We start from the raw sequence: 7,762 nt of genomic DNA on the forward strand, positions 1-7,762 counted from the left end.
CCTGGTCGCCGACCTGCGCGCCGCCACCCCCACCGACGCCGCGAAGCGGGTGGTGCCCGACACCGCGGCCGAGCAGCTGTTGCTCGACGACCTGCGCCGCCGCAGCGCCCAAGCGCTGCGCGGCTGGGTGTCGCGCGAGCAGCAGGCGCTGACCCAGCTGCGCAGCCGCCCGGTGCTGCTCGAGCCGTTGCGGGCCCTGACCGCGCGCGCCGTCGAGGTGCACCGCGCGCGGTCGGCCCTACGCCGCGACATCTCCCGGCTGGCCGCCGCCGAGACCGAACGCGTCGGCCACCTGAGCGCCCGGCTGGCCACTCTGGGTCCGGCGGCCACGCTGGCCCGTGGGTACGCGGTGGTGCAGGCCGTCCCCGACGACGGCGCGCCCGTCGTGGTGCGGTCCGTCGCCGACGCCGCGGCCGGCACCCGCCTGCGGGTCCGGGTGGCCGATGGCGCGGTCGCCGCCCTGAGTCAGGGGCCCACCGGTGGCGGTTGACGACGGCGAGGCGGTTACGCCCATTAGTAGCCTCGGCTACGAGGCGTGCCGCGACGAACTGATCGACGTGGTCCGCCAACTCGAGCAGGGCGGCCTCGACCTCGACGCGTCGCTGAAGCTGTGGGAACGAGGCGAACAGCTGGCCCGACGCTGCGAGGAGCACTTAGCTGGCGCCCGCAAGCGAATCGAGGACGCGCTGGCCGCCGGGGACGTCGACGACGCCTGACGCCGCCCGTACTACCCGCCCGGTTTTCCGCGAAATTGGAAAACTAGAACACGTTTCAGTTAGGATTCGGCCCATGGGTGATGCGACGCTGACCACCGAACTCGGCCGGGTCCTGGTCACCGGCGGCTCCGGGTTCGTCGGGGCCAACCTGGTGACCAGCCTGCTCGAGCGCGGCCACGCCGTGCGCTCGTTCGACCGAGCGCCGTCGGCGCTGCCGGCACACCCGCAGCTGGAGGTGCTGCAGGGCGACATCACCGACACCGCCGACTGCGCCCGGGCCGTCGAGGGCGTCGACACCGTCTTTCACACCGCGGCCATCATCGACCTGATGGGCGGCGCCTCGGTGACCGACGCCTACCGGCAGCGCAGCTTCGCGGTCAACGTCGGGGGCACCGAAAACCTCCTGCACGCCGCGCAGGCCGCCGGCGTGCAGCGGTTCGTCTACACCTCGTCGAACAGCGTGGTGATGGGCGGCCAGAACATCGCCGGCGGCGACGAGACGTTGCCCTACACCGACCGGTTCAACGACCTCTACACCGAGACCAAGGTGCTCGCCGAGCGGTTTGTGTTGCGGCAGAACGGCGTTGACGGCGTGCTGACGTGCGCGATCCGGCCCAGCGGCATCTGGGGACCCGGCGACCAGACGATGTTTCGCAAGCTCTTCGAAAGCGTGATCGCCGGTCACGTTAAGGTGCTGATCGGCCGCAAGTCGGCGCGGCTCGACAACTCCTACGTGCACAACCTGATTCACGGTTTCATCCTGGCCGCCCAGCACCTCGTCCCCGGCGGCACCGCGCCGGGGCAGGCCTATTTCATCAACGACGACGATCCGATCAACATGTTCGAATTCGCCCGGCCGGTCGTCGAGGCGTGCGGAGTCCGCTGGCCGCGGGTGCGGGTCAACGGTCCCCTCGTGCGCGCGGCCATGACGGGCTGGCAGCGACTGCATTTCCGGTTCGGCATCCCGGCGCCGCTGCTCGAACCGCTGGCCGTCGAGCGGCTGTACCTGGACAACTTCTTCTCCATCGCCAAGGCCACCCGCGACCTCGGGTACCGGCCGCTGTTCACCACCGAGCAGGCGCTCTCGGACTGCCTGCCCTACTACGTCGACATGTTCCGGCAGATGAAATCTCAAGCGGCGCAGGAGAAGACGGCCGCGCCGGCGTGAGACCCCCCGTTAACGGAAGCTCAGCATCTTGTTGCCCCAGGCGGCCCTGATCGGCGCGTCCAGGTCGTAGGCCAGCCGGTCGCGCTTGTCGATGATCAGGCAGGCGCGGTCGGCTTCCTGGTAGGGCGCCCACTCGGGCTCCCCCGGCAGGCCCACGGGTTTGGCGTGGGCGGCGAAATTGATCCACCGGGTGCGCATCCGCTTCGACACCGCCTTGGCGGTTCTCGCGCCGCCTAGCTTCAGCATGGGATCTGTGGGTCCCCCGAGAGTGCCCCACACGTAGGGCAATTCGGTGGCGTGCGCGGCGTTGACCAGCAGCACCCGCAGCATCGGCGTCGCGTAGTCGAACCGGTACAGGTACACCGGCGCCACCGCGCTGTGCCCCTCGGACAGCCACACCGACGGCATCCGGAAGCCGACGTCGGTCGCGACGCTCAGGCTGCGCGCCCAGCGCCGGGTGCGCGCGTAGGCTAGGCCGATCTGTTCTTCGGTGGGCAGCTGCAGGTCCGGCTGCTCGGCCGCGATCTGGGCGAACATCGATTTGATGGCCTGCGGCGTGATCGGCACCAGCGGCGACCGGATCAGGCGGAACAGCGCCGCCTCGTGCTTGTTGGTCCCGATGATCAACGGCACCGGATTCAAGCGGCCCTCTTGGGCCAACCGCACCGGATAGTCGTGCAGCAGCTTGCCGTCCACGATGGGGACGAACGCCAACGTGCCCGGGTTGCGCGCGGGCACCTCGTCGAACACCGCTTGCGAGGCCGCCAGGAGCACCGTCATCGGCGCGCCGGACAGCCGGTGCGTCTCGTCGGCGGCGATGCCGAGCCGGTCCAGAAAGGACTCGGCCACGCGCGCGGCGCGGGCCCGGTCGTAAACCGAAGTGGCGGGCGAACTTTGGGCGATGGCACCGCCGAACAGGCCCTCGGCGGCGGGGCAGGCCAGCAACGTGGTGACCATGCCGGCGCCCGCGGATTCCCCGAACAGCGTCACCCGGTGCGGGTCGCCGCCGAACGCCGCGATGTTGTCGCGCACCCAGCGCAGCGCCGCGATGGCGTCGTGCAGACCGACGTTCGAGTCGAAATGGCGCGCGTCGAACGACGACAGGTCGAGGAAGCCGAGCACCCCGAGCCGGTAGTTGACCGTCACCACGATGACGTCGCCGCCACCCACCAGTCGGTGGCCGTCGTAGAGCGCTTGGCTGCCGGCGCCCAGCACGTAGGCGCCGCCGTGCAGCCACACCAGCACGGGCCTGCCGGCGCCGGGATGGGTGTCCGACGACGCCCAGACGTTGAGCCGCAGGCAGTCCTCACCCTGCGGGGCGCCCAGGTCGAGCGGCATGTTGGCGAACGCCGTCTGCGGGCACGCCGGGCCGAACCGGGTCGCGTCGGCGACCTCGGTCCACCGGGCGGGCGGCACCGGCCTCCGGAACCGGAGGTCACCGACGGGCGCCGCCGCGTAGCGAATGCCCTTCCACGCCTTGGCTCCTCGCTCGGTGACTCCGCGCACCGGGCCGTACGCGGTCTCGACCACCAGATCGTCGATCGGCATGCGGGTGTCCTAGGTGAGCCGCTCGGTGAGGAACTCGACGACGCGCTTGCGGGCCTCGTAGGCGGGATGGCCGTCGACCTCGCGCAGCTCGTCGGTCAGGACGGAATGCGCGACCGGGCCGAAGCCGTGCGGATTGCCCGGCCGCGAATCGATCTCGATCACCTCGAACGCGTCGCCGAGCCGCTCCTTGAGGGCAGCGAAGCGTTCGGCGGGCACCACCGGGTCCTCACTGAACCGCAACCCCAGGGCGCACAGGCCCTCGCCCGCGGCGCGGGCGGCGACGGCGTCGAGCTCGGACTCGCTGAGGCCCGGGTCGCGCCGGCGCGCCCGGCCCAGCGGCAACGGCACCGACGGCTGCGACAACACGGGGGCCAGCACGCTGTCGTCGACAGCCGCGGCCAATGCGAAGCCACCGGTGAAGCACTGGCCGATCACCCCGACCCCCTTGCCCGGCGTCGACGCGTTCAGGTCGCGCGCCAGCGCCCGCAGAAACGCCGACACCGGCCGCTGCTTGTTCGTCGCGAACGCCGCGAATTCCCTTGCCACACAAGCACGGCTGATGGTCGCGGCCAGGTAGCCGGTCGTCTTTGCCCGCCCCGGCTCGCCGAACAGCGACGGGATGGCGACGGTGAACCCGCTGTCGACCAGGTGGTTGCCCAGGCCGAGCACGCTGGGATGGATGCCGGGGATCTCCGGGATGAGCACCACCCCGGGGCCGGCGCCCTTGCGGTAGACGTCGTGGGTGTAGCCGCCGCCGGTGAACGGCGCCGGCGACCATCCGGTCAGGTCTGCGCGGGGTGCGCTCACGCGAGTCCCTTTCAGCGGCTGGGCAACGGCGACTGCGACTGCGTCGCCGAGGCCAGCGTACGGAACTGGTCGTCGGTTCCGGCACCGGTGATCGCGAGCTGCGTGGCCCCCGTCGGGGCGCTGAGCCGGGTGGTCCAGACGGGCTCGGCGTCCGCACCGCTTTGACCGGCCCCCTGATAGACCACCCACTTCACCCCGCCGATGTCGATCGCCCCCGTCGGGTAGGCGGACGGGTGGATCGAGCCGACGAGCTTGTCCTCGTCGGCGTTGCTCTGGGTCAGGCTCAGATACAGACCGGTCGGAGTGATGTAGCCGACGGTGGACGTCGTCGCGGTGAGCCGTTGCCCCGTCGAGGGGTCCACCCGGCCGCCTTGGATGCTGCCGCGGCGGCCCGAATTCGCCTGCCAACCGGCGGGCAGTTGCGGCAGCCGGACGGGGAATCCGAGCGTGGCGGCGTCCGCGCGCAGCGCGGCCGGCGCGTCGTAGGGCGGGATGGGGCCCTGGTGGCTGTGCAGCTGCAAGGAGCAGGTGCCGACCAGGCCGGCCAGCACGATGCAGCCGATCACCAGCGGGATCAGCGACCAGAACATGTCGCGGCCGTCCTGCAGCAGTCGCGGTTTGGCCGGTCGAGCGACGGGTCCCACCACGGGTCCGGGGCCGGGGGCCGCCTCGCCAGCGGTTCCGGCGTCGGGGTGCGCCTCGTCGGTCATCCCCCGAGTATCCCAGTTCCGGCGGACCGATCCGCTTCTGGGACAATCGGCAACCATGACTGTTCAGGGCGACCGCTCATCCGGACGGCCGCGGCGCGAGGCCCCGGACCGCAACCTGGCCCTGGAGCTGGTCCGGGTCACCGAGGCCGGGGCCATGGCGGCGGGCCGCTGGGTGGGCCGCGGCGACAAGGAGGGCGGCGACGGCGCGGCCGTCGACGCCATGCGCGAGCTGGTCAATTCCGTGTCGATGCGCGGCGTGGTGGTGATCGGCGAGGGCGAGAAGGACAACGCGCCGATGCTCTACAACGGCGAGGAGGTCGGCAACGGCGACGGCCCGGAATGCGACTTCGCCGTGGACCCGGTCGACGGCACGACGCTGATGAGCAAGGGCATGCCCAACGCGATCTCCGTGCTGGCGGTGGCCGACCGCGGCGCGATGTTCGACCCGTCGGCGGTGTTCTACATGAACAAGATCGCCGTCGGCCCGGAGGCCGCGCACGTGCTCGACATCACCGCCCCGATCGCCGAGAACATCCGCGCGGTGGCCAAGGTGAAGAACCTGTCGGTGCGCGACATGACGGTGTGCATCCTGGACCGCCCGCGGCACGCCCAGCTGATCTCCGACGTGCGCGACACCGGCGCCCGGATCCGGCTGATCACCGACGGCGACGTCGCCGGAGCGATCTCGGCGTGCCGGTACCTGTCGGGCACCGACATGCTGGCCGGCATCGGCGGCACCCCGGAGGGCATCATCGCCGCGGCCGCCATCCGCTGCATGGGCGGCGCCATCCAGGCGCAGCTGGCGCCCAAGGACGACGAGGAGCGCCAGAAGGCCCTCGACGCGGGCTACGACCTCGACCAGGTGCTGACCACCGAGGACCTGGTGTCCGGGGAGAACGTCTTCTTCTGCGCCACCGGCGTCACCAACGGTGACCTGCTCAAGGGCGTGCAGTACTACCCTGGCGGCTGCACCACCCAGTCGATCGTGATGCGGTCCAAGTCGGGGACCGTGCGCATGATCGAGGCCTACCACCGGCTTTCCAAGCTCAACGAGTATTCCGCGATCGATTTCACCGGCGACAGCACCGCCGCCTATCCCCTGCCCTGAACCACGAAGCGAGGAAGACGCAATCCATGGCCAGTCCCGCCGGTAACGACAGCGACACCGACTACCGCATCGAACACGACACCATGGGCGAGGTCCGGGTGCCCGCAAAAGCCTTGTGGCGTGCCCAGACTCAGCGCGCGGTGGAGAACTTCCCGATCTCGGGCCGCGGCCTGGAGCGCACGCAGATCCGCGCGCTGGGGCTGCTGAAAGGTGCCTGCGCCCAGGTGAACAAGGACCTCGGCCTGCTGGCGCCGGACAAGGCGGACGCGATCATCGCCGCGGCGGCCGAGATCGCCGACGGCCAGCACGACGACCAGTTCCCGATCGACGTGTTCCAGACCGGCTCGGGCACCAGCTCGAACATGAACACCAACGAGGTCATCGCGTCCATCGCGGCGCGCAACGGCGTCAAGGTGCACCCCAACGACGACGTGAACATGTCGCAGTCGTCCAACGACACCTTCCCCACCGCCACCCACATCGCAGCGACGGAAGCGGCTGTGCGGCATCTGATCCCGGCACTCGAGGTGCTGCACGAAGCCCTGGCCGGCAAGGCCCGCGAATGGCACACCGTCGTCAAGTCCGGCCGGACCCACCTGATGGACGCGGTCCCGGTGACGCTCGGTCAGGAGTTCAGCGGCTACGCCCGGCAGGTGGAGGCCGGCATCGAGCGGGTGCGCGCCACGCTGCCGAGGCTGGGTGAGCTGGCGATCGGCGGCACCGCCGTCGGCACCGGCCTCAACGCCCCCGAGGGATTCGGCGCCAAGGTGGTCGAGACGCTGATCGCATCGACCGGCCTCAGCGAATTGCGCACGGCCACCAACTCTTTCGAAGCTCAGGCCGCGCGCGACGGGCTGGTGGAGGCCTCGGGCGCGCTGCGCACCATCGCGGTGTCGCTGACCAAGATCGCCAACGATGTCCGCTGGATGGGGTCCGGCCCGCTGACCGGCTTGGCCGAAATCCAGCTGCCGGACCTGCAGCCGGGCAGCTCGATCATGCCGGGCAAGGTCAATCCCGTGCTGCCCGAGGCGGTCACCCAGGTCGCGGCCCAGGTGATCGGTAACGACGCGGCGGTGGCCGTCGGCGGCCTGTCCGGCGCCTTCGAGCTCAACGTCTACATCCCGATGATGGCCCGCAACATCCTGGAGTCCTTCAAGCTGCTGAGCAACGTCTCGCGGTTGTTCGCGGAGCGCTGCATCGTCGGGCTCAAGGCCAACGTCGAGCACCTGCGCGAGCTGGCCGAGTCCTCACCGTCGATCGTCACGCCGCTGAACTCGGCGATCGGCTACGAGGAGGCCGCCGCGGTGGCCAAGCAGGCGCTCAAGGAGCGCAAGACGATTCGGCAGACCGTGATCGACCGCGGCCTGATCGGCGACAAACTGTCCGAGGAAGAGCTGGACCGCCGGCTCGACGTGCTGGCGATGGCGCGGGTTCAGCCGCAGGACTAGCGCGGGACCACCCCGAGACGCACGGGGCGGCGACGTCAAGGCGAGAAGAGAGTAACGGTGATTCGGCGATGACGGCTCCTCCCGGCGGCCCCTCAGGCCAGGACCCCTACGGCCCCTATGGCCAGGGTCCCTACGGGCCCAATCCGCAAGGGCAACAACCGCAGTGGGGCCCGCCCCCGCAGGGCGGCGGCCCCGGTCCCTACCCGCAGGGCGGCCCCTACGGCTACCCGCAGGGCGGCTACCCCCCGCCCCCGGGG

Annotated in this window: 9 protein-coding genes; 6 read left to right on the plus strand and 3 right to left on the minus strand. The window is 70.8% G+C overall.

The window, feature by feature from the left end; translation table 11 throughout:
• The 3 genes from A5714_RS05655 to A5714_RS05665 form a co-directional block, all read left to right on the plus strand.
• On the plus strand, positions 1-490 hold a 490-nt coding region (locus A5714_RS05655), incomplete at its 5' end, for an exodeoxyribonuclease VII large subunit (RefSeq protein WP_304528504.1).
• Positions 480-716 carry an exodeoxyribonuclease VII small subunit gene (locus A5714_RS05660; protein ID WP_068283582.1) on the plus strand — a complete coding sequence of 79 codons (237 nt, stop codon included), beginning with the start codon at positions 480-482 and terminating at the stop codon, positions 714-716. The genes A5714_RS05655 and A5714_RS05660, both read left to right, overlap by 11 nt.
• 73 nt (positions 717-789) lie before the next feature.
• Positions 790-1,884, plus strand: a complete 1,095-nt coding sequence (locus A5714_RS05665) for an NAD-dependent epimerase/dehydratase family protein (RefSeq protein WP_068064650.1) — start codon at positions 790-792, stop codon at positions 1,882-1,884.
• 9 nt (positions 1,885-1,893) lie between these two features.
• Here the strand turns inward: A5714_RS05665 and A5714_RS05670 are convergent, their stop codons facing one another.
• Genes A5714_RS05670 through A5714_RS05680 form a run of 3 tightly spaced genes read right to left on the minus strand, consistent with a single transcriptional unit; the run spans position 1,894 to position 4,949 of the window.
• Positions 1,894-3,432 (minus strand): carboxylesterase/lipase family protein, encoded by a 1,539-nt coding sequence (locus tag A5714_RS05670; RefSeq protein ID WP_068283585.1) that lies wholly within the window; start codon positions 3,430-3,432, stop codon positions 1,894-1,896.
• 9 nt (positions 3,433-3,441) lie between these two features.
• Complete coding sequence (locus tag A5714_RS05675) at positions 3,442-4,239, minus strand: dienelactone hydrolase family protein (RefSeq protein WP_068283587.1); 798 nt, start codon at positions 4,237-4,239, stop codon at positions 3,442-3,444.
• 11 nt (positions 4,240-4,250) lie between these two features.
• On the minus strand, positions 4,251-4,949 hold the full coding sequence (locus A5714_RS05680) for a DUF4245 domain-containing protein (RefSeq protein ID WP_068204928.1): 699 nt from the start codon (positions 4,947-4,949) through the stop codon (positions 4,251-4,253).
• Positions 4,950-5,004: 55 nt separating this feature from the next.
• Here A5714_RS05680 and glpX point away from each other — a divergent pair, with 55 nt between their 5' ends.
• From glpX to A5714_RS25140, 3 genes are all read left to right on the plus strand, one after another.
• Entirely contained in the window at positions 5,005-6,057 is a 1,053-nt protein-coding gene (glpX, locus tag A5714_RS05685) for a class II fructose-bisphosphatase (RefSeq protein WP_068064638.1), read from the plus strand.
• Positions 6,058-6,083: 26 nt separating this feature from the next.
• Entirely contained in the window at positions 6,084-7,505 is a 1,422-nt protein-coding gene (locus A5714_RS05690) for a class II fumarate hydratase (protein WP_068283589.1), read from the plus strand.
• A gap of 68 nt (positions 7,506-7,573) precedes the next feature.
• Positions 7,574-7,762 (plus strand): hypothetical protein (locus tag A5714_RS25140; RefSeq protein ID WP_197513563.1); only part of this gene is annotated, 189 nt, incomplete at its 3' end.

The sequence above is a fragment of the Mycobacterium sp. E2462 genome, assembly GCF_001672685.1.
Classification (GTDB): domain Bacteria; phylum Actinomycetota; class Actinomycetes; order Mycobacteriales; family Mycobacteriaceae; genus Mycobacterium.